23 protein-coding genes and 1 tRNA gene are annotated in these 22,372 nt (G+C 31.0%); 10 read left to right on the top strand and 14 right to left on the bottom strand.

Annotated elements, in window-relative coordinates:
• Positions 1-85: 85 nt before the first annotated feature.
• The 4 genes from B0A78_RS10410 to B0A78_RS10395 form a co-directional block, all read right to left on the bottom strand.
• Positions 86-158 (bottom strand) — tRNA-Gly (locus B0A78_RS10410).
• Positions 159-435: 277 nt separating this feature from the next.
• The gene (locus tag B0A78_RS10405; RefSeq protein ID WP_014165696.1) at positions 436-1,005 is read right to left on the bottom strand and encodes a PhnA domain-containing protein; all 570 of its coding nucleotides are present in this window, start codon (positions 1,003-1,005) and stop codon (positions 436-438) included.
• Positions 1,005-1,502, bottom strand: a complete 498-nt coding sequence (locus B0A78_RS10400; RefSeq protein WP_041253433.1) for a DUF6646 family protein — start codon at positions 1,500-1,502, stop codon at positions 1,005-1,007. The genes B0A78_RS10405 and B0A78_RS10400 overlap by 1 nt, the downstream gene beginning before the upstream one ends.
• 34 nt (positions 1,503-1,536) lie before the next feature.
• Positions 1,537-2,262 (bottom strand): metallophosphoesterase family protein, encoded by a 726-nt coding sequence (locus tag B0A78_RS10395; RefSeq protein WP_014165694.1) that lies wholly within the window; start codon positions 2,260-2,262, stop codon positions 1,537-1,539.
• 104 nt (positions 2,263-2,366) lie between these two features.
• Between B0A78_RS10395 and B0A78_RS10390 the strand changes: the two genes are divergently transcribed.
• The 5 genes from B0A78_RS10390 (at position 2,367) to B0A78_RS10375 (ending at position 5,752) form a co-directional block, all read left to right on the top strand.
• Positions 2,367-2,570, top strand: a complete 204-nt coding sequence (locus B0A78_RS10390) for a hypothetical protein (protein ID WP_077225515.1) — start codon at positions 2,367-2,369, stop codon at positions 2,568-2,570.
• Positions 2,571-2,665: 95 nt separating this feature from the next.
• Positions 2,666-2,869, top strand: coding sequence for a hypothetical protein (locus B0A78_RS10385; protein ID WP_014165692.1), 204 nt, complete (start codon positions 2,666-2,668; stop codon positions 2,867-2,869).
• A gap of 243 nt (positions 2,870-3,112) precedes the next feature.
• Entirely contained in the window at positions 3,113-5,077 is a 1,965-nt protein-coding gene (locus B0A78_RS10380) for a tetratricopeptide repeat-containing sensor histidine kinase (RefSeq protein ID WP_123907289.1), read from the top strand.
• 22 nt (positions 5,078-5,099) lie between these two features.
• Positions 5,100-5,228, top strand: coding sequence for a hypothetical protein (locus B0A78_RS14990; protein WP_262494798.1), 129 nt, complete (start codon positions 5,100-5,102; stop codon positions 5,226-5,228).
• Positions 5,168-5,752 (top strand): response regulator, encoded by a 585-nt coding sequence (locus B0A78_RS10375; protein WP_097609658.1) that lies wholly within the window; start codon positions 5,168-5,170, stop codon positions 5,750-5,752. The genes B0A78_RS14990 and B0A78_RS10375 overlap by 61 nt, the downstream gene beginning before the upstream one ends.
• Here the strand turns inward: B0A78_RS10375 and rnpA are convergent.
• The 3 genes from rnpA to B0A78_RS10360 form a co-directional block, all read right to left on the bottom strand.
• Entirely contained in the window at positions 5,745-6,140 is a 396-nt protein-coding gene (gene rnpA, locus B0A78_RS10370) for a ribonuclease P protein component (RefSeq protein ID WP_014165689.1), read from the bottom strand. The two genes, B0A78_RS10375 and rnpA, sit on opposite strands and share 8 nt — an antisense overlap.
• A 95-nt stretch (positions 6,141-6,235) precedes the next feature.
• Entirely contained in the window at positions 6,236-12,643 is a 6,408-nt protein-coding gene (locus B0A78_RS10365) for a S8 family serine peptidase (protein WP_097609657.1), read from the bottom strand.
• Positions 12,644-12,802: 159 nt separating this feature from the next.
• Positions 12,803-13,126: a heavy-metal-associated domain-containing protein gene (locus tag B0A78_RS10360; RefSeq protein ID WP_041253432.1), complete on the bottom strand. Its 324-nt coding sequence runs from the start codon at positions 13,124-13,126 to the stop codon at positions 12,803-12,805.
• A gap of 94 nt (positions 13,127-13,220) precedes the next feature.
• On the opposite strand from B0A78_RS10360, the gene B0A78_RS10355 reads away from it, so the two are divergent.
• A complete protein-coding gene (locus B0A78_RS10355) occupies positions 13,221-14,087 on the top strand; it encodes a DMT family transporter (protein WP_041253229.1) in 867 nt (288 codons plus the stop codon).
• A 206-nt stretch (positions 14,088-14,293) separates the two neighbouring features.
• Here B0A78_RS10355 and B0A78_RS10350 read toward each other — a convergent pair whose 3' ends face one another.
• The 7 genes from B0A78_RS10350 to trmB form a co-directional block, all read right to left on the bottom strand.
• Positions 14,294-15,352, bottom strand: a complete 1,059-nt coding sequence (locus B0A78_RS10350; protein ID WP_014165685.1) for an NAD(P)/FAD-dependent oxidoreductase — start codon at positions 15,350-15,352, stop codon at positions 14,294-14,296.
• A 108-nt stretch (positions 15,353-15,460) separates the two neighbouring features.
• Positions 15,461-15,700: a NifU family protein gene (locus B0A78_RS10345; RefSeq protein WP_014165684.1), complete on the bottom strand. Its 240-nt coding sequence runs from the start codon at positions 15,698-15,700 to the stop codon at positions 15,461-15,463.
• A gap of 70 nt (positions 15,701-15,770) precedes the next feature.
• Positions 15,771-16,898, bottom strand: a complete 1,128-nt coding sequence (locus tag B0A78_RS10340; protein ID WP_014165683.1) for an Mrp/NBP35 family ATP-binding protein — start codon at positions 16,896-16,898, stop codon at positions 15,771-15,773.
• Between the two features lie 159 nt (positions 16,899-17,057).
• Complete coding sequence (locus B0A78_RS10335) at positions 17,058-17,414, bottom strand: MGMT family protein (RefSeq protein ID WP_014165682.1); 357 nt, start codon at positions 17,412-17,414, stop codon at positions 17,058-17,060.
• The gene (locus B0A78_RS10330; protein ID WP_014165681.1) at positions 17,408-18,034 is read right to left on the bottom strand and encodes a LysE family transporter; all 627 of its coding nucleotides are present in this window, start codon (positions 18,032-18,034) and stop codon (positions 17,408-17,410) included. Before B0A78_RS10330 ends, B0A78_RS10335 begins: the two co-directional genes overlap by 7 nt.
• Before the next feature lie 565 nt (positions 18,035-18,599).
• Complete coding sequence (locus tag B0A78_RS14510) at positions 18,600-18,737, bottom strand: hypothetical protein (protein ID WP_155761341.1); 138 nt, start codon at positions 18,735-18,737, stop codon at positions 18,600-18,602.
• A gap of 180 nt (positions 18,738-18,917) precedes the next feature.
• Positions 18,918-19,592, bottom strand: a complete 675-nt coding sequence (trmB, locus tag B0A78_RS10325) for a tRNA (guanosine(46)-N7)-methyltransferase TrmB (RefSeq protein WP_075348569.1) — start codon at positions 19,590-19,592, stop codon at positions 18,918-18,920.
• Positions 19,593-19,703: 111 nt separating this feature from the next.
• Between trmB and B0A78_RS10320 the strand changes: the two genes are divergently transcribed.
• The 4 genes from B0A78_RS10320 to B0A78_RS10310 all read left to right on the top strand — a co-directional run bounded on the left by B0A78_RS10320 (position 19,704) and on the right by B0A78_RS10310 (position 21,955).
• Positions 19,704-19,958, top strand: coding sequence for an ISAon1 family transposase N-terminal region protein (locus B0A78_RS10320; RefSeq protein WP_231138877.1), 255 nt, complete (start codon positions 19,704-19,706; stop codon positions 19,956-19,958).
• 122 nt (positions 19,959-20,080) lie between these two features.
• Positions 20,081-20,764, top strand: a complete 684-nt coding sequence (locus B0A78_RS10315; RefSeq protein ID WP_317044841.1) for an ISAon1 family transposase — start codon at positions 20,081-20,083, stop codon at positions 20,762-20,764.
• A gap of 19 nt (positions 20,765-20,783) precedes the next feature.
• Positions 20,784-21,095, top strand: a complete 312-nt coding sequence (locus B0A78_RS14985) for a transposase (protein ID WP_065213317.1) — start codon at positions 20,784-20,786, stop codon at positions 21,093-21,095.
• Between the two features lie 95 nt (positions 21,096-21,190).
• Positions 21,191-21,955, top strand: coding sequence for an IS256 family transposase (locus B0A78_RS10310; RefSeq protein ID WP_123907287.1), 765 nt, complete (start codon positions 21,191-21,193; stop codon positions 21,953-21,955).
• Positions 21,956-22,372: the final 417 nt, after the last annotated feature.

Here is a 22,372-nt window from a genome sequence, read left to right as displayed (position 1 = left end):
ACTTTTGTTCTTGATCCGTTTTTACCAACTATTTTTGACTATTAAACCGGAAAATAAAAAAGCCTTGAATTTCTTCAAGGCTTTGAGCGGAAGACGAGGCTCGAACTCGCGACAACCAGCTTGGAAGGCTGGAGCTCTACCAACTGAGCTACTTCCGCATTGCTGGTGCAAATATAAGCAGATTTTCTTTATATTTCCAAATCTTAAATGACTTTATTTTTAAAAAAAATATACTTTATTTTTCAAATGACTAGCAATCAAAAAAATACAACAAAATAAATTTTTAAACTTTTTAAAATAAATGTCTATTTTAGCATCCCAACACAAGAACTAGTCTTACTATTGCACCTAATAGGATTAATTAATTTTAGTATTTAAATAAAACGATCAGGTTCACTCGTTAAGGATGACAAAATCATAAACTTTTAAACAGTCTTATTTTGTTTTTTTTACATATTGAGTTAAAATAACAATGTATTGTCCTTCAACTCTTCCTTCAATTTGTTCAGGATTATCCCAAACCAACTTTATGTTATGTACAGCCGCTCCTCTTTTAGCTGTAAAATTAGCTCCTTTTACATCAAGGTCTTTAATTAAAACAACAGAATCACCATCCTGAAGCACATTTCCGTTGGAATCTTTGTGTACAATTGTATCCTCCTGTACCCCTTCTCCAGTTGCTTTTGCCCATTCCAATGATTCATCGTCTAAGTACATCATATCAACTAAATCCGTTTTGTTTAGTCGGGTAAGCATACGCCAAGACACTATTTGTACTGGTAAATGTTCATTCCACATAGAATCAGACAAACAATGCCAATGATTCGCGTCTGTTAATTCTGGATTGTTAATTTGATCTACACAGGTTTTACAGGCCAATATAGAATCTTCTAAACTTTCAGTTGTTTTGGGAGCTACTGTATAAACTTGTAAATCGTGTTCAGTTCCGCAAAGTTCGCATTTTGAATTACTACGATCCTTTAACTTTTTTTCAACAACACTCATTACAGATTAAAAACAGCACTTAGATTAACATAAAACTGATTATTTAAACGATCAAATCCAACTGGGTCTTTTTTGTATTTGGCAAAAGGCACTCCTGTTTCTACTTGTAAGCCAAATCCTTCTGAAAAGAAATAACGAGCTCCTAAATGTCCTCCAAAGTTTCTTAATCCTAAATCTAAACCTGGATACACATCTATCTGCTCTGGCAATGTTAAAACTTTACCAATATTGGCATTAAATCGAGCTTTAAGATCTGCTCTGTCTAAAAAGTCATAATCATCCCCTTCAATTGATTTAACACCTAATAAGTAATTTGCTACAACTCCTACCGAAATATTTTCTCCCAATCCAAAATCTGTTCCTACATTTAGACCCGTTCCTCCTGATTGCAAATTAGCACCTACATGAAACTTTGTATCTCCTTTACCCTTATAAGCTTCTTGAGCCTGTGACATGAATCCTATTAGAGTTGCTACTAAAATAAAAACTTTTTTCATAACTATTTTTTTTAGCAAATATATAAACTTGTATTTAATTTCTACCTTTTTCATTTGGGTAGAGTGTATAGATAGGATCACTTTGCCAAAATTCTTTTTTTTCAAGATTTAAGATTGTAATACACCCTTTAAAGGCAGCTCCTGTATCTAGGTTCCAAACATTAGCTTTTTTTAAAGGAGTTGTAATATCTAAATTTGTAACGGGAGTATGGCCTATAAAAATTTCTTTATATACTTGTAAGCGTTTAGGAAAAAATGCACTTTCAGAACTTATATCAGGATCTAAACACAATGCCATTTCCCATAGTGTTCTGTCCCAATAAAGCAATCTTGGATAATATTCGTATTCTACTCCCTTTAAGTTAGTAAATCCTGCATGCACAAAAAGTCTATTTTTATTATCTAAGTAATAATCTTTTAAACTAGATAAAAAATGAATATGCTTATTTCTAATTTCTATGCTTATATTTTCATAAGCTTCAATCGTTGATCTTCCCCCACTGTTATACCACAACAGGTTTTCATTCTGATTTTTTAGCCAATCTAAAAGTAACTCATCATGATTTCCTCTTATATAAATACAATTGTAATACTTTTTTAAATCAATTAAAAAATCTAAAACCAGAGGACTTTCGCTCCAACCATCTACATAGTCTCCTAAAAAAATAAGTGTATCTCCTAGTTTCAAAGGAGTTAAACGGATTACTTGTAGCAGTCCTTTGTATGCCCCATGAATGTCTCCTATTATATAAACTGCCATAAATGTTAAAAATATTTAACAAAATGTACGGAAAAACCGTAACGTATTCAAAAAAAAAACAATTAATTTCACATCCTAAGTAACTGATTTAAAATCAATAAATTATGAAGGAAATCTATTTATTTTCAGGTATGTTTTTACTGTTTATTTCTCCTATAACTTGTACTGAAAACGGAGGTGGATCTTATTCTATAGACCCTACTGTTAGGATGTCTGAAGAGCAAAAAACTCTTCTGAATGAATCCAATTATACCTTAGAGTACACCGCAGATGGAGAACCAATAATTAGACCTAAAAAACCTGAATAGTCTATTCTATAAAAATTTAATTACCATTTTATAAATATAAAACATTTATAGACTTTAAAAATCAATTTTATAACACAAATAAAAATCAACAAATTATGAAAAAAATCTATTTATTTTCGGGTATGTTTTTACTATTTATTTCTCCTATAACTTGTACAGAAAACGGAGATGGATCTTATTCTATAGACCCTACTGCTAGAATGTCTGAAGAACAAAATTCTCTTCTAAATCAATCCAATTACTCCTTAGAGTACGACACAGATGGAGAACCTATTCTTAGACCTAAGAAACCAGAATAGTATCATACAAAATTGAATTATCTTTCTACAAATCTAAACAACCACCACAAAACTCATTTGAATTAGTTTATCACAATTTAGAATCTTTTTATTAATAGTAATACATCAAGAGTTTTGCCTTCATTTAAAAAACATATCAATAAAGTTTTTATTAAATTTGGTAAAAAAAACTTGAATAAATACAAATACTTACTAATACTCTTTTTAACCCTTTTTCTGTTTTCTTGTAAAAACGAGGCAGAGATGGATCATGATCTAAAAATTAAAAAATATTTAGACAGCTCTAACACCCCAAATTCGTCAAAAAAAGATAAAGAAAAAGATATTCATATAATTGAAAATGAGTTACAAAAAAGCATACATAATACTTCCAGCCTTAGAGAAAATTATTTCAAACTGGCTGGAAAGTATTATAATCTAGGTGATTCAGAAAATTATCTTCGCGTTTCAAGATTAGCCTTTCAACTTTCAAAAAAAGCTAAAGATTCTGCAAATATAGCAAGAGGCTATCATTATATTGGAGATTATTATTATTTAAACTTCAAAAACGATAGCGCCTACTATTACTATACTAAATCTGAAAAAAACTACGAGTCTTTAAAAAAAACCGAAGAATTAACTCGTGTAAAGTTTTCTAAAGCAGAGATTTTATTATATGAAAAAGATTTTTCGGGTGCAGAGGTTGAATTCATAAAAGTTTTAAAAATTGCAAAAATCCTTAATGACACAAGACTTATATATGATTGTTATTTAAATCTTGGTAATGTGCTTGTAGGTTTAAATAGTCCTGACGAAGCTATTATATATTATAACAAAGCCTTATCTATTGTAAGTTTATTAATAAAAGATCCGCAGTATGAAGCACTAAAAGCACAAATTTATAATTTTTTAGGAAAAGCTTATACAAAGAAAAAAGCCTATCATGAAGCAATTGCCCAATATGAGGAAGGTCTATTCTTTACCAGTCCTGAAAAAATTGGTTCTTACACCTACTCATCACTCATTAGTAATAAGGCTTATGCCGAAATGCAGTTAGATAATTTAGAAATAGCAGAAGAAAAGCTTTATGAGTCATTGGAAATTAGGAAAAAAGAAAACAACATACCTGGCATTGTTCTGTCAAATATTTATTTAGGCGAACTTTATTTGTATAAAAAAAACACTACAAAAGCTATCTATTTTCTAAGAAATGCTAAACAAATTGCATCTAAGAATAAAATTCTTGAAGATGAATTAAGAGCATTAAGATTATTATCAAAAATAGATAAAAAGAATCAATATAATTTATACGAAGAATACATTAATTTAAGCGATAGTATACAAACCGTTGAATTTAACAAGCGCAATAGTTTTGCTAGAATTGAGTATGAAACAGATGAAATTCTAACCGAAAAAAAGATCATCCAAGAGGAAAAAGATGAGATTTCTTCGCAAAGGTGGCTTATTTTATTTGGAAGTTCTGGAATGATTATCCTATTAATCTTATTATATAACAATAAAAGTCAAAGTAGTAAAAACAAACAACTTCAGTTTGAAAGAGAACAACAAGAAAGTAATGAGCAAATTTATAAATTAATGCTCCAACAACAACATTTGATAAATGATACCAGACAACAAGAAAAAAAGAGGATATCTCAAGAGTTACATGACGGAGTTATGAGCAAACTAACCAGTACTCGATTGAATTTGTTTATATTATCAAAAAGACAAGACCCAGAAACCATTCAGAAGTGTTTAAAACATATAGAAAATATTCAAAATATAGAAAAAGAATTACGTAACATTTCGCATGATTTGAATCAAGACACTTTCTTAGAAAAAGAAAGCTTTAAGTTGATCATTCAAAATCTATTTGAAGACTATTGCAACGCAATTAATATAGAATACATACTAGAAATGGATCCGAATATTATTTGGGAAGCTATTGAAACTTCAACAAAAATAGACATCTATAGAATTTTACAAGAATCCCTTCAAAATACGTATAAATACTCTCATGCAACATTAGTAATTTTATCAATAAAAAGAGTACTTGATCGTTTAATTATAGACATAGAAGACAACGGAGTTGGTTTTGATATAAATAAAGTAAAAGAAGGAATAGGTATCAAGAATATAAATTCAAGAGCTAAGTCTATGAATGGAGAGGTAAAATTTTACTCAACTATTAACAAAGGGACTCATATAAATTTATCATTGCCATACTAACAAAATTAACTTTAAATATACCATGGACATTAGAATACTTATAGTAGATGATCACCCTTCTATGATTGAAGGTTATAAAGTAATTCTTTCATACAACGATTTTGGATACAACATCGATATACGGTTGCTTATAATTGTGAAAGTGCTTTAAAACTGATAGAATCAAACGCTCATTTTGATGTGGCTTTTTTAGATCATAACTTACCTCCATACAAAGAGGGCAGCATAGAAAATGGCATTGATCTAGCTAAAATAATGAGGAAAAACAGACCTAACACAAAAATTGTTTTTCTTACGTCTCATTCTGAATCTATTATTTTATTAGATATGATAAAACGTGTAAATCCAGATGGGATATTAGTAAAAAGTGATTTTACCGCAGATGAATTATTAATAGCTTTCGACAAAATCGTGAAAGGACAAAATTACCGAAGTCTTACAGTGGATCATAATGTAAAAGAATTATTATCTAATAAGGCTTATTTGGATGAAACGAATCGTCAGATCATTTCTTTACTTTCTAAAGGGATAAAAACCAAAAATATTCCGAATTATCTAAATCTTTCTATGAGCTCTATTGAAAAAAGAAAAGCAAATATTAAGAAATTCTTAGACATTGAAATCGGAAGTGACGAAGATATCGTAAGAGCAGCAAAAAAGGCAGGAGTTATTTAAACTCCTGTTTGCTTAATTGTTCATTAAACTTGATTAATAAACTTTTTATTTTATCATTAATTTCATGAAAATCTAAACGGTCTTTTGTTTGATACATTAGCATCATTATATATTTTTTTTCTAAAATAGACTCCGTAAAACCTTCCTTATTCAAACGATATACCTCTCTTAATACACGTTTGTAATAGTTTCTATCTACCGCCTTCTTAAAGTATTTTTTAGAAACGGATACTCCTATTTGTAGGTTTGTATTGGTGTTTTTTAACTCCGATACCTCAGCAAAAACTAGACGCAAAGGATATTTTGAAACGGATTTTCCATTTGTAAACAAATAGTCAATCAGTGTTCTGCTTTTTAACTTTTCATAGGTAGGGTAATTCTGCTTCATCGGAACAAAGATAAAAAGTATATTAAAAGGGCGAATCATTTATAACAAAAAAGACCGTCTAATGACGGTCTTTTTAATAAAAAATTAGGAAAATATTACTTAATAACAATTTTTTTACGAATTTTATTTTTATTCTCGGTAGTTAGCTCTAACAAATAAGTACTTGGTTTTAATCCTGATAAATCAACTGTTCTAATTTTCTCTTTAGATTCTAAAACTTTTTTCCCTACTAAATCGTATATAACTACTTCTCCTTCTTTGTTTAATAATATCGTTTGTCCTTCCTCTACTGGATTCGGATAAACAGAAATTATTTCATTTTCAAAACTATCATTAGAAAGAGCGGATTCTAAATTTACTTCATAATAGGTTTTTGATAGTGTATTTTCTGCGACTACACAAATAATAACGGGCTGTCCATCATAGTTTAATGCAACTGTTTTATTATTTAATTGTTTTACTCCATCTACAAAAACAGTAGCATTTGGAGAGGTTTCAAAAGTTGCAATTAAATTAGAGAGATTGGCATTTCCTGCATTTCCAACCACATTTACTCCATTAATAACGGTTTCTATATTTTTACCTAAAGCGTTATTATCTGCACTCAAAAACTTATAGCTAATTAATTTTGATTCTGTATTTAACCCTTTTTTAATTCTTATGATATAGTGTTCAAACACATTTAAATTCAATCCTGACCCGAGAATTGTAAATCCAAAGTCTGTTGGAACGTTGTTTTCTGTTACACCTGAAAGTTGTACAACATTATTAATCGTTGCACTAGAAACTATATTAGTAGTAAAATTAAAAATAGTTTTTGTTAAGTCAAATGTATCAGGCACATAAAACGTATAGGTCTTAGTAGCTTCATCATAAACTTTTTCTGACTGCCCTATCATATCTAAACTATTTAATAACTTAGGCGTTTGAAGGAAATTTACGCCTGTATTAGTAGCCTTGGCAGTATTGTCTAAAGCAGACTTATCATATACAAAAACTTCTTCTGCTTCAGCTATTGGAAGATAAAACAGTAAATTTTCTTCATTTCCTAAAAATTTAGTATTCTGATTATTAGCAATATCTACTGCTGATCTTTCAGTATTCCAAACTCTGATTTCGTCAATATACCCATTAAATCCTCTGGTTAGAGTTGCATTATTACCGATTAGTAAGGGAGAAGTATTATTAGCTTTTACAGCCCCAACTGTTCCAGAAACCAATCTTGTAGGGACTTCAACGCCGTTGATGTACACTTTATATTGATTGGTTTTACTTACTGTTACGGCAATGTGCGTCCATTCATTTAACCTTATGGTATTTGCTGCTGTATTTAAAGCAAATGTTTCGGAATTTTTAGTTACACTTATAATTAAACTATTTTCTTTATATAGTGAATGTCCTTCATTATTATTTATAAATGCAGTGATATTTCCTTTATCAAAAAATCTACCAAAAACAGGAGCTGGCGCTTTTTGATTAATCCATGTTTCGAAAGTAAATCCATTGGTTAATTCAAACAACTGATTTGTTTTAGTAATCAATAGATCATCATTACCATCAAAATTAGCTACTTTGTTTGGTATATTTTGTGCTACGTGCTTAATTGTTAGAACTTTCTTGTTATTACTAATATTTTCATCACCAACTAATTGGGTATATGCTTCTATTGTATATTCTTGAATCGCTCTTAAATCGGCTTCTGTTGTAAACGAAACAATAGCTTCGCTTGCAGGATTAACATCTGTTGTTACTGTTTGTTTAACTTCTGCACCGCTATTTATTTTATAAGCAATATCAAAGTTCTTTAAAGGAACTAATGAATTATTTTTAATTTTAACAGTTACAACACTTGTATTGTTAAGTCTTGGACGTAAATCAAGGATTTCAACCATTTCAACATCTGCAACTGGAGGTTCTTGAACATTTAAGGTGTATTCTTCAATTTCAAAATCATTTCTTGAAGTTGTTAATCCGTCCTTTGTTGGACCTAACACTACATTAAAAGATTCTGCTTGATCTCTAAACATGTGTATAAAACGAACTGCATGATTTCCTGTTGGTATATCAGAAGGAATAGAAACTCCTACTGTATTGTTTTGAACATTTTTAAAATAGTGTGTATTTCGAGTAGATGCAAAACTCGCTTCGTTTGCTTCTGTATTTACCCAATATTTACCCTCATAATATTCATCACTAAAATTACCATCATTATTTAGATCTATAACCATAATGGTAAACACTCCTGTACTTAGTGTTAAAGATCTAGTTAAAGGCAAATCACTCTTAGAAATAACAATATTAGGCGAATAAACTTTTGTTTTAAATACTGGGATAGATAGATTTTTAAAATTTGAATACCCTGTTACTCCACTTGCATTAGAGAATGTATTCCAATTTAAGTTAGTAATTGCATATCCGTCTGTATTAACATTTTCTGGTAATTTATATTTATTGTATACTTTTTTCTCTTTCGTATTATTAGTTAGGTTCGTATCAACTTCATTGATACCAGCATTAACTATATATGCAAAATTTTCATCAGGATTAGTCGTCAAATCTACTTTTGTAGTAAACGTATATTCTTTTTGTTCTAAACCATTAATAGAAGCAATTACTTCCTCTACTTTTGGTCCTCCATTAATCTGATAAAATACAGGTAAATTAGATCTGGCATCAGAAGAGTAATTTTTAACTACAACTGTTACAGCTGTTTCTGTAGTTTTTTTTCCTAATGTTTCAGGTTTTGTTATAGATATTATTCCCGCATCTACAAAAGGTACATAGTCAACACATGTAATGTTTGCTACCCACCCACTTTTTGCTACTGCATCATCGGGTACAAATTCAAATGTTAATTCTCCATTAGTAGCTGATGAAGTTATAGAGGCTGGAATAGTGCTTCCTGTATAAGACGCAATTAATGGCGATTTGTTATCTGGACCATTGTATATATTTAGATAATCCCAACGGTCTTCTAAATCAAAACTTGTAAAATCTACTCTTACTTTTTTACCAGCAACTGAGGATCTAAAAGTAGCTATTTTTGCTGCTGTTGGACTTGGTATACTTCCGTAATTGGCAAAACGTCCTCCATCATCAGTAAAAACAACATCACATTTAGTATGTACAATTGTAGGAGAACTGATTGCAATATCTGAGCCATTATTGGTACGATTAAAACTATATGTGTTATTTGCTGGATTCGTGTCTCCAATCATATTAGCTTTTACTACTACAGTATATCTTCCTAATGTACTCATATCTTGAGTTTTTGTAAAATCGTAGCTGAAACGTGCCATAGGGGCAATAGGCCCTGGTATAACTTCATTAATAGGCGCTCCTCCATTTATTGTATAAGATACTGGTATATTCGAAATTTCATTAGCACTATAATTAAGCAAACTAACAGAAACCTTTACAGCTGTTGAAGTACTTGAAAGTTTTGAATCACTAGTAGAAGCAAAATTAATCCCTAGATCATCTGTTGCCTCATATAACATTACGTTATCTATACTTAATACATTGGTCAGTCTTTTATTTGAGGATGTAATCTTGAGATCCTTGTCATCCATAACCGTTTCAAAAACAAGATTTATCTTACCCCCTGCATAAGCACTTAAATCATAAATAGGCGTTCCAGAACCAGATATTCCAGTAATAAATTTATATCCTTGGTCACTTACTAATTCTGTACCATTAACAAGAACTCTTAAGAAAATTTTATCTAACAAGAAATTAGGGTTTTCGTAACGTACATCATATTTTAAGCGTACTTTTTTTCCTGCAAGAGCAGTGGCATCAAATTCACAAAATGTAGCTTTTTTGATATACGTTGGATTATCTTTAAAAGCATTTGTAGTTGATGTACTACCAAATCCTGATACAGAAGATGCAACCCATGGTGTTGTTCCTGCTATCCCATTACTTAAAAACACAACTGCATTTCTGTCTTTTGGCGTTGAATAAGTAATAGATGCTTTGGCTGTTGGATTACTTGTTAAGACAATGTTAGCAGCACTTAATGTTTCAAAGTCTTCTTTGTATGGTAAACTATTAACTGTTAAGTCTTTTGAGTTTAAAGGATTTAATATTATTGCAATTGCCCTTTCAGAAACAGCATTAGTTGTTAAACTGATTGCTCTTACTGTATAAACATTCTTATTTGTAGTATTTATAGTATATTCATTTGTAGGTGTTTCTGCTATAACTTCAAAATCTTCACCATTGGCACTCAATTTTAAAACTTCATATTTTGCATTAGGAATGGCATCCCAAATTAATTTAAAATTAGTAACACCACAAGCTTCAACTGTTTCTGATTTCAAATTTACGGGTCTAGGCATCAACGTAAATACTTGTTTTGAAGTAGCTGTTTTGAATGCGTTTAAAATTCTTATCTTAAAATTAGTTCCAACTTCATTGGGTACTGTCCAGAGATAAGTTCTTGCTTCTGCAGGCAATTCTGCTATTTGTTTATAGCTATTTCCTCCATCATTTGAATATTCTAAAACAAAAGGCTTTGCCTCTCCTACATAGTCCCAACGAATAAATTCTTTTGTTCCTGGAATTAATTTTTCATTTCCTATAGGATACGTTAATTTAAACTCAGGTTTTATATAATCATACGCTACTGAAAATTCTTGCGAATTTAATGGAATATTTTTACCATTAACAACAATTGTATAATCCCCTGGTTCAGGATTATCAATTGTAACTTGCTCTATGTTATTTAGGTCATCAATACCCTTAGTTGCTGGAGCATTCGCTTTTATAGGATTTAATACCCAAGGAAGATAGATCTGACCATTACGTAATACTTTAAGATCTAAGTCATTGACTAATACTGTATTTATCCCTGGTACACCTGGTAAATCAGAGTAACAAAGCATTACTTTTAATTGTTTTGTACCCGCTGGAACCGTAATTACTTTTTGATTATCAACTCCATTAGTGATGGATTCTGTATAAAATCTATTTTCATCAATTGTTTGAACAGCCCGTAATCCATTGATTTTTCCGTATCCATATTTATAATCTGGACCTACATTACCTAACTCATCTGCTGTGTTACACACAATGGCTTTCATTAAAGATCCTAAAGGTCTTTGTCCGAACTTATTTTTGTAACGTTCATACAATAATGCTACAGTTCCTGTAACTCCTGGGGTTGCCATAGAAGTACCACTCATTACTTCGTATGAATTATTATAACTCATAGAATACACATCTGAACCTATACCTGAAATTTGAGGAACTAAACGCCCATCAGCTGTAGGACCAAAACTACTATAATCACTCATAGTTTCATTCGGATCATTTGCTCCTACGTGTAATGCGTTTTTAGAATTTTTAGTAGAGGTATAAAACCCACCATCTGCAAGGTTTGCAGCTTGCGCATTTCCGTTTGAATACATGGTTAATAAATAATTTTTCTTAACCATTACCTCGTCATCTCCTCTATCAGAAGCATCATATCTAGTAGTACTATACCCTTTTTCAAGAAGAGTACCATAAGAGTTTTGTGTTAGCTCAATTCCATCATTATTAGCAGATAACAATCGTTCTTCATAAACTTTTAGCCCATTCGATTGAACATTAAAATTCCAAGCGTATACGGTGGCTTTAGGTGCCATTCCTTTTGCAAGAGGATCCATAATTCCGGCACCTGCCATAGTACCAAAAACGTGACTACCGTGCGTACTTGGAGATTCATATTCTCTGGTAAAAAGTCTATTGGTTGCATCTTTATGGGGCTCAACATTGCCATCCCAAATACCAATTTTCACACCATTCCCAGTTAATCCGTATCCTAATTCGCTCAAGTTAGATGATAACACATTTACCTTATGGGAAGTTCTTCCTGGGTTATTTTCTAAAACTACAGGTGCAGGAGCTAATTCAACATTTTGAACAACTTCTAGCTCTACTAGTTCTAAAATTTTTTCTTTTGATATTTTACAAAAAACTTGATTAAAGTCTTCACTTATTCTAAAGGTTTTAACGCCCACATTCCGTAAGTCTTCTTCAAGACGGTCTTTTGCAGTGCCTTTATGGTAAGTAACTACTACATCAATTAATTCGCCTTCTTTAGCGTAAGTTGGAATATTATTTTTAACAATTTCAGATGCGATTTTGTGTTCTGGTTTGAGCACAAAAACTGTTTTAATATCAGAATTGTTAGCATTCTTCTCATAAAAACCAGGTGTTAATCTAGCATAGTAGGCGTTATCCGAAAAATAACTTAGTAAATTAATTCCTTTTTGAGATAATTTTTTTTGATCCTTTTGACTCAAAGGTTTTTTAAATTGTACGATCAGAATTGGGTCTTCTGTGCTTTTTTTCTTTGCAGAAATCATTCTTTCTTTTGAATAAATTGACTTTAAACTTTTAAAATCATCGGTCGAATTTACTCTATTACCATTAACGGTTATAAAATTACCATCTTGGGCAAAACTAAAAAATGAAAATGCTAAGAAACTAAAGCTTAGTAATTTTCTCTTCATTTTATTATTATTTTTGCAAATCTATCAAAAAACAATAAAATAACAAATTACAAAGCTAAAAACAAGTGAATTTAACAAAAATAAACAAAAAGAAATAAAAAAAAATCAATTATAAATATGTTTTTCTTTTATTTCTTTTTAAGATACTTATTTATTATTTTACTCAACCTTATACGTTTTACCATCAGCAATCCCTTGAATAAATTTAACTAATGATTCTTTCGAATGTATAGATCCATCATATTCAATAGTAGCTAATTTTGAATTGAAATCAACTTTTGCTTTTTGAACTCCTTCTAACTCATTTAACTTATTTTCAATTGTTTTAGCACATCCAATAGCACAAGTCATTCCTTTAATTTTTACTGTCATTTTTTCCATTTTAGCCCGTTCTTTTTTAATGTTTGAATCAACTGATTCATTCTCATTTTTACAACTGACCATCATAACTATTATAGTTATCGCACAAATTAATTTATTCATAATCAATATTTTAAATTTATTAACAACAAAAATATATATTTCGATAGTGTAATTAAAAAAAATTAATAGAATTTTGGCTTTAAAAACATACATTATGCTGAGCAAAAACAACAAATGGTTTCTTTTGTTTTTACTGTCTCTGATTTGGGGTAGTTCATTTATTTTGATGAAGAGAGGATTAGTTGGTCTTACTCCTTTTCAATTAGGTTCGTTACGATTAATTTTTGGTTTTAGTTTTTTAATAATTATTGGTTTTAAATCGTTATTTAAAATCCCTTCATACAAATGGAAATATGTTGCTTTAACTTCTTTATTTGGAAATGGATTGCCTGTTTTTCTATTTGCTTATGCACAAACTGGAATGAAAAGTTCTGTAAGTGGAGTTCTTAATTCACTAACTCCTCTTTACACGTTATTAATTGGTGCGTTAGCTTTTGGGTTGAGTTTTGTTAGAAATCAGGTTATGGGTATAGTACTAGGCCTTGTAGGGTGTTTGTTTTTAGTTTATTTTGGAAAAGAAACTAATGGAGAAACACATTATTTTCACGCATTATTAGTAGTTATTGCCACTGTTTGTTATGCTTTAAATGTAAATTTGATAAAAAATTATTTACCTGATGTTAGCCCGCTGAGTATTTCTACTGGAAACTTTGCTATAATGTTAATTCCTGCTCTTTTCCTTTTATTTTATAATGGATATGGAGAAATTATTACACAAACTAAAACGATACAATCAACTCTTTTTGTATTAATCCTAGGGATCGTAGGAACGGGTATTGCTAATATCTTATATTATCAACTTATACAGATTTCGTCTCCTTTATTTGCTTCATCTGTTACATACTTTATACCAATTATAGCCTTAAGTTGGGGATTATTGGACGGTGAAACTTTAAATGTCATGCAATTAGTTGGTGCGGGAATTATATTAAGTGGCGTGTATTTGGCGAGTAAAAAATAAAGGTGTCTCAAAAGTCAAAAATCAGTATTTGAATTTATTATACCAAAAGCAAGGAGGCTCTTTTATAATTAATCTTATATGGTTACCACCTACCTATTTGATTCAGTCATTAGATTTTTCTTGGATGGATTAGAAGAAAACGGCTGAATGAAATAAGCAGCAAATTAGGCTACTTTTGAGACAGCTTTTTTATTTATATTATATTTTCACTGAATTGCTTTTACAACTGCTTTTTCAGCTTCTTTTCTGGATCCGTCAAAACCATCAATTCCTGAAACTGTTGTATATTTTAAAACGTATTTTTTACCTGGATTTAATTTGTTGTAAACACTCTGACACATAAGAGTTGCCTCGTGAAAGCCGCATAAAATAAGTTTTAATTTACCTGGATATGTATTTACATCACCTATAGCATAAATACCCTCTATATTAGTTTGGTAATCCAGTGCATTATTTACTTTAATTGCATTTTTTTCAATTTCAAGTCCCCAATTAGCAATAGGTCCTAACTTAGGTGTTAAACCAAAAAGAGGAATAAAATAATCACAAACCACGTTCATTCTTGCTGTCCCTACTTGAATATCTACGGATTCAATTCGTTCAGAACCTTTGAAACCGCATACTTCTGCTTCTGTAATTAATTTAATTTTTCCTTGTTGTTTTAGTTCTTGTACTTTTTCAACAGAGTCTAAAGCCCCGCGAAATTCGTTACGACGATGTACTAATGTTACTTCAGAAGCTACATTTGACAAGAAAACAGTCCAGTCAAGAGCTGAATCACCTCCTCCTGAAATTACAATTTTTTTATTACGGAATTTTTCAGGATCTTTTACAAAGTACTCAACTCCTTTATCTTCTTGTTCATAAAATTCTAAATCTTTTAAAACTGGTTTTCTAGGCTCAAAAATACCTAATCCCCCTGCAATAGCTACTGCTTTAGCACGATGTTCTGTTCCTTTATTAGTCGTTACTATAAAGGTACCATCTTCTAGCTTTTGAATTTTTTCAGCTACTTCATTGAGTGTAAAACCAGGTTGAAATTGTTTGATTTGTTCCATTAGGTTATCCACTAAATCACCTGCATTTACAGAGGGGAAACCTGGAATATCAAAAATAGGTTTTTTAGGATATAACTCGGTTAATTGACCTCCTGGTTGAGGCAAACCATCTATTAAGTGACATTTTAGTTTTAATAAACCGGCTTCAAAAACAGCAAAAAGCCCTGTAGGTCCTGCACCTATAATAAGTATATCTGTTTCTATCATTTCATTTAAATTTTAAAACGGAATTTAAGATTTTAAAGTTCTACTAAATATCAGATAAAAATCATGATATTTATCAATGAGAATTTTCCTAACGATTGTTTAGTCTTGTTAACTAACATTGATTACACTTTCAATTTGTGGAGCATATTTTTTAATGGTTGTCTCTACGCCTGCTTTTAGTGTACTAATATTTAAATTACAATTTGTACAAGCTCCTTCTAAACGAACTTTAACTAGCTTATTTTCTTCAATACTAATGAGTGTAATATCCCCTCCATCGGACTTAAGAAAAGGACGTATTTCGTCTAAAGCCTTTATAACGTTTTGTTCTAATTCTTGATTTGTCATCTTTTTTTTGATTTGCATTTACAGCTTACAGCCACAATATTGGATTATTGTGGCTAATAATTTCTGAAAACTATTTTTTTATGGCTGAACAGCCAGCCATTGTTGTTATCTTAATAGCTTCTGTAGGAGGAAGATCTTCATTTCTTTTAACGGTTTCTTCTACTACCTTTCGAGCAATTTCTTCAAATACTTTTTCTAGAGGCGAACCTGTTTGTAAAGCTGCGGGTCTACCATAATCTCCTGCTTCGCGAATACTTTGTACGATTGGCACTTCTCCTAAGAAAGGAACTTGTAAATCTTCAGCTAAGTTTTTAGCTCCTTCTTTACCAAAAATATGGTATTTATTATTTGGTAATTCTTCTGGTGTAAAGTATGCCATATTTTCAATAATTCCTAATACGGGTACATTTATACTTTCGGACAAAAACATAGACACTCCTTTTTTAGCATCTGCTAGTGCTACAGCTTGTGGGGTACTTACTACGACTGCTCCTGTGATAGGCAAGGACTGCATGATGGATAAATGAATATCTCCTGTTCCTGGGGGCAGATCTATAAGCAAAAAATCTAACTCACCCCAAGCTGCATCAAAAACCATTTGATTTAAGGCTTTTGCTGCCATGGGACCGCGCCATATTACCGCCTGACTAGGTGCTGTAAAAAATCCAATAGAAAGTAATTTAATTTCATAACTTTCTATTGGTTTCATTTTTGATTTGCCCTCTATTTCTACGGATATTGGTTTTGCGTTTTCAACATCAAACATGATAGGCATTGAAGGACCGTAAATATCAGCGTCTAAAACCCCTACTTTAAATCCCATTTTTCCTAAAGTAACTGCCAAATTTGCTGTAACTGTTGACTTACCAACACCTCCTTTACCAGAAGCAACTGCAATAATATTAGAAATTCCAGGAATTGTTTTTCCTTTTATTTCATTCTTTTCTGGCACTTCTACTTTTATGTTTACTTTTACCGTAATTTCTGGAGAGAATGTTTCATGGATTAATTTACGAATATCATCTTCTGCTCGTTTTTTAATGTGCATAGCAGGGGTTGCTAAAGTAAGATCTACTATGACTTCATCTCCAAAAGTCAATACATTGGTAACAGCACCACTTTCAATCATATTTTTGCCTTCACCTGCAATAGATATGTTCTCAAGCGCTTTTAATATTTCTCTTCTATCTAGTTTCATTTTAATAACTATTAACAGTCTATCTAACCTCTTTATCTTTATTTAAACTGACTTTAGATTGCAAAGATAATGAGAAGTTTAGGAGTTTGAAACTTTAGAGGTTTAAAAGTTTTTATGTTATGATAAATGAAAACAATGAGGGAATGCGTTTGAATAAATTTAGATGGAATGAGAACTTAATTGAGGATCCCAAAAATATTTTTTAAAATCAAGGATTTGGTTATCTACTACTTCAACTCCTTCGTTTTCTAACAATTGCTGCATTACGTTAGACCCATCAAAATGATGTTTACCTGTTAAGACTCCGTTTCTGTTTACTACTCGATGTGCTGGTACATCATTCATGCCATGACAAGCGTTCATTGCCCAACCTACCATTCTAGCAGACCTACTAGCTCCAAGAGCTTTGGCTATAGCTCCATACGACGTTACTCTACCATAAGGTATTTGCCGTGCTATTTCATAAACTCGTTCAAAGAAATTTTCATGAGAGGTTTTAGTTACTATTACTACCATTTATATAATGTAAAAATAGCAATCATTCCAGTAACTGTAGCGATAATAAAATTGACATTTTTTGTAAAAAATGAAATCCTATTTTCCCATTTTTTAAAGAGAAAAGCGTATAAAACATAAACCAATGCACTCCCTAAAGTAGCTCCTAAAACATAAGCTATTCCTATGATGGGTGTAAAAAAATTAGGTATGAATGCGGAAAAATATAAACTTAAAAAAGCATAATAAGGAATGGGAAAAACATTTAATGTAGATAATGTAATTCCTTGATAAAAAGGAGAGATTTTACTTTTTGTTTCACTTGTTTCTAATTTACTAGTTTGTATTACATTTTGTATTCCTTTTCCTAAAAAGAATATAGTTAATGCAATGAATAGAATGATTCCGACTAATTTTAAATTTTTTGTTAACTGTGGATGATCTTGAAAAAAGGTAGCAAAATAAAACCCTAAAAAACTTTGTAATGCTACTATAATGGATACTCCTAATATGAATTCTTTAGCCTTTTTTATAGACTTCTTGATACTGATAGCTGCCACGCGCATGTTAAGCATCCCTGGCGGTAAAACTCCCATACTTGAAAAAAAAGTGGCTAAAAAAAAGGCTAAAAGAATAGACATTTTATATCGTTTGGTTTATTTGAGCTTGTTCAAGAGAACCCTCTTGTTTCCTGATCTAAAATAATTATCAGGTGTTTTATTTTCCTTTTAAATAAGTGTTTTCTAAATAAAAATAAGATTTTTAAAATCGCTCCTTTTTGACTTGTATTAAACCTATCATCGCTTTATAAAGTTGCATGTTTTTAACACTTTTTATTGCAAATGTATGCAATTTTTAGCTTCAAAAACTAACAATTGTAATAAATCACAAGATCCATAATTTAGGAAAACGGTTATTTAGTGGTTTATTCTATTTATCAAATTCTCTCACTCCAGTATCGTTTTCGATTAATTTAATTTCAGATCTTTCCCATAACGAGATCTAAAATTAATACTTCTTTTAACGAAATATTTTTTTCTTTTTCGATATTAATTTTGATTTCTTCTTTAGTTTCTAAAGTTTCATAAAAACTCTAATTACGAAACTTCTTCGTTTTATAAACAAATTTTTCTCCATTTCTTAATTTGTCTATTATAGAATCTTTTATTTTGTAATCTAATCATGCTCCTAGTCTATAAAAGTGAATCAGCCCATAATCACTATCTTTTGGTAGTCTAGAGCTGATTTTTTTGCATCTGTAACAACTTTTTCATATCCGAAATCAGCAGTAAATCCAGTATCTCCAATTTTGACATCTTCAATAAATTCTGAATTATTTGGCAATGCATCATCCTTTTCTAACACCGTTATTTCGCTATCATCATTGACATTGAATTCTTGATAGTTTTTATTTGCTAACTTCGTAGAAATACTTGTTGAGCAACTTGATATTGATAAGAATAGTATTTTCTTGATTTCTTTTTTTTAATTCGTTTTCAAAAAAAATATTTTTGTCTCTTGCTATTATTTAATTCTAAAACGGATATAGGTAATTGCTTTATTAATTTCTAAATATTGTTGTTCATAAAAAGTTTGTATTTCTAGAACTTCATTAGGAGCACCTTCGTTTTTATATACATTATGATTAGCATATAGCACTTCATGTCCTTCACCATGTAATAATCCCAAAGTATATCCGTGCATAAACTCGCTGTCTGTTTTTAGATTTACAATTCCATCGGGCTTTAAAATTCTTTTATACATTTTTAAGAACTCACTGTTAGTCATACGATGTTTTGTGCGTTTATATTTAATTTGTGGATCGGGAAATGTAATCCAGATCTCATCAATTTCATGCGTATCAAAAACTCCTTCTATTAATTCAATTTGAGTGCGTACAAAAGCCGTATTATTCATACCGCTTTCTAAGGCTGTTTTAGCGCCTCTCCAAAAACGAGCGCCTTTAACATCTATTCCTATATAATTTACATTTGGATTTCTTGAAGCTAAACCTATGGTATACTCTCCTTTACCGCATCCTAATTCTACTATAATAGGATTGTCATTTTTGAAAAATGTTGAACGCCATTTTCCTTTGTAAGGAAAAACGCCATTAACCACCTCATCACGAGTAGGTTGAATAACATTATCAAAAGTTTCGTTTTCTTTAAAACGTTTTAATTTATTTTTACTTCCCACAATTTCTTAAAGTTTTGGCAAAATTAAATAATTATGTGGTATAATAAAGCGTTTTATCGGCTCACATAAAACATATGGGGAGTAATTGTAAATTGCGACAAAAAAAAGTAAATGGATTATTCGATACTTTCAGCGTTTTTACCCGAAGAATTATTAGGTCATTTTGATATTGTTGATTTTATAGAATTAGGAGATATTCAAACAAAAAAGAATTGCTTTTACATCTATCTTGATGAAAAGAACATTATTCCCGAAGGTTTCATTTCAGAGGAATATGAGTCAAAAGGCTTTTGTGAGGGTACATTGATAGAAGATTTTCCAATACGAGGAAAGGCTGTTTATTTAGGTATCAGAAGACGTAGGTGACGAAATAAAGTAGATAAGTCAGAAATTAAAAGCGATTATTCTTTTATTGCAGAAGGTTCCAAAATTAACTGTTGAACTTTTGAATTTTTTAAAAGGTACAGGTCGAGGCCCGAGAAGATACGATAAGTAATATTGCCAGTTATTACGGCATTAAAGCTGATTTACTGCCAAGACATTACAAAAAAAGAATCAGTGGTTTTACAAGTTGGAAACAGTTTGACCATGCCGAAAATATAGGGGAGAATTTAAGTATTGATGAAGTAAGTTTGTCAAAAGGTGAACTGTATACTTTTGTAACCAATAAACAAGGAAGAGGCAAAAAGAAATCCTTAGTTGCGGTTATAAAAGGCAGCAAAAGTCAGGACATTATTGATGTGGTTACTAAAATTCCACTTTCGCATAGAAAACAAGTAAAATCGATAACACTTGATATGGCAAACAATATGCAATCAGCATCAAGAATGTGTTTTCCTGAAAGTTACCTTGTCACAGACCGTTTCCATGTGGTAAAGTTGGTAATGGAAGCTCTCCAGCATTTAAGGATAAAATATCGCTGGGAGGAGATTGAAAAAGAGAATCAGGCTATCAAAAAAGCAAAGGAGCAAGCAATAAAATACATTCCAATAACTTTTGAAAACCAAGACACTCCCAAACAACTATTGGCTCGATGTCGTTATATCATTGCCAAGAAACCCAACCAATGGACAGAAACCCAAAAAGTGCGAGCCCAAATATTGTTCCAACATTATCCTCGATACTGTACAAAAAAAGTGTGTAAAGAATTTTTTGTAATTTTAAAATTATGAACCATTAAAATTTACAATTATGGACTTTACACACGCTCAAATTTCGGAATTATTATTGGAAGTTGCAAATTCAGAAAATGGAACGAATTTATTAATGCAAATGACCTTAGAGACCTTTATGAAGTCAGAACGGGTATTGCATCAGCCAGAAAATCCCACGGATTATGCAAATGGATTTAGAACTAGAACTACTAATGGTTTTGGCAAAGAAATGGTTTTAAAGGTACCAAGAACACGAAGTGGTACCTTTTATCCAGCATTGCTTGGAGTTCTAAGAAATGAGGATGAAGAGCATCGAAAACTCATTTTTAGTCTTTATAGAAAAGGTTAAACAACAGAGCAAGTAAGCGACGTTTATGAAGAACTTTACGGTAAAGATTACAGCAAGCAGCAGATAAGTTACTTGATGAAGGAGAGTAAAAAGAAATTGAATTATGGCTTAAAAGAGACTTAGAAGAACATTATTTAGTACTTTATATTGATGCTACTTTTGTTCATACAAGGCGAGATGATTCGGTTAAGAAAGAAGGCTATTTCACAATTTTAGGTATTAAAGAAGAAGGAACAAGGGAGGTTTTAACAATTGTAAATCATCCCACAGAAGGAGCTTTATTGTGGCAACAAGAGTTGGAGAGCTTAAAAATAAGAGGTGTAAAAAGTATTGGATTAGTGGTCTCTGACGGCTTAACATCTATTGAAAACGCTAGTGCAAAAGTCTTCCCTAATGCCAAACATCAACTCTGTGTGGTTCATTTTAAACGAAATATATTAGCTGTTTTTCCACGAACAAAACGAGTAGAAATAGCAATAGAATTAAAGGAAATATACCAAGTAGAAACAAAAAGCACAACACCAATTGCTTCATTTGAAAAATTAATTAATTTTGTTCAAAAGAGGGAAAGTAAATATCCAAGCATAAAAAGTTTCAAAAATGAGCGAAATATAGCTTATTTTACTTATTTAGATTATCCGCCACAAATTCAAAGAATGGTTTATTCGACCAACTGGATTGAACGGTTGAACAGAGATTACAAGCGTGTTTTGAAAATGAGAGGAGCCATGCCGAACGTGTCTTCAGTTATTGCTTTAATGGGTTCGGTAGCATTGGAAAAAGAATATAAAACATACAAGTATCCAGTAAGTGCTTTTAGAGATATAGAGGAATTAAAAAGAACGAAAGAAATAAGATAAAGGAAAGAAAATACGTTCCGCTACGCTACACTTAATTTTCTTTCCTTTATCTTATTTTGAACATTGAAATATTGATTATAAAAATGTTTTACACACTTTTTAATACACTACCTCTGTTTTTTTTATTTTAAAACAACTCGAACAAACGGTTGAGTATATAATTGAAATCATCATTAGTTCGAGCGCGAAGCGCATCGAGAATCAACACTAATTTTTATTGTTTTTGTAGGATAGTGTCTAAATCAACATACAGTTTGTTACTCCTACGTAAGGAGGAGTCTCATAATCAATAGTATGTGATTTCTCCCTTTGGTCGAAATACAAGATTGCGAACTTTTTGGACAGTCTCAAGGTTAAAAAAATAGTATTATGAGGAAATTTCAAAGTTTAAATGGTATTACTATCGTCATCATATCC

It is taken from the genome of Flavobacterium columnare NBRC 100251 = ATCC 23463 (genome assembly GCF_002530675.1).
Classification (GTDB): domain Bacteria; phylum Bacteroidota; class Bacteroidia; order Flavobacteriales; family Flavobacteriaceae; genus Flavobacterium; species Flavobacterium columnare.
The sequence above is the reverse complement of the archived record's forward strand: the minus strand, read 5'-3'. Positions and strand labels throughout refer to the sequence as shown.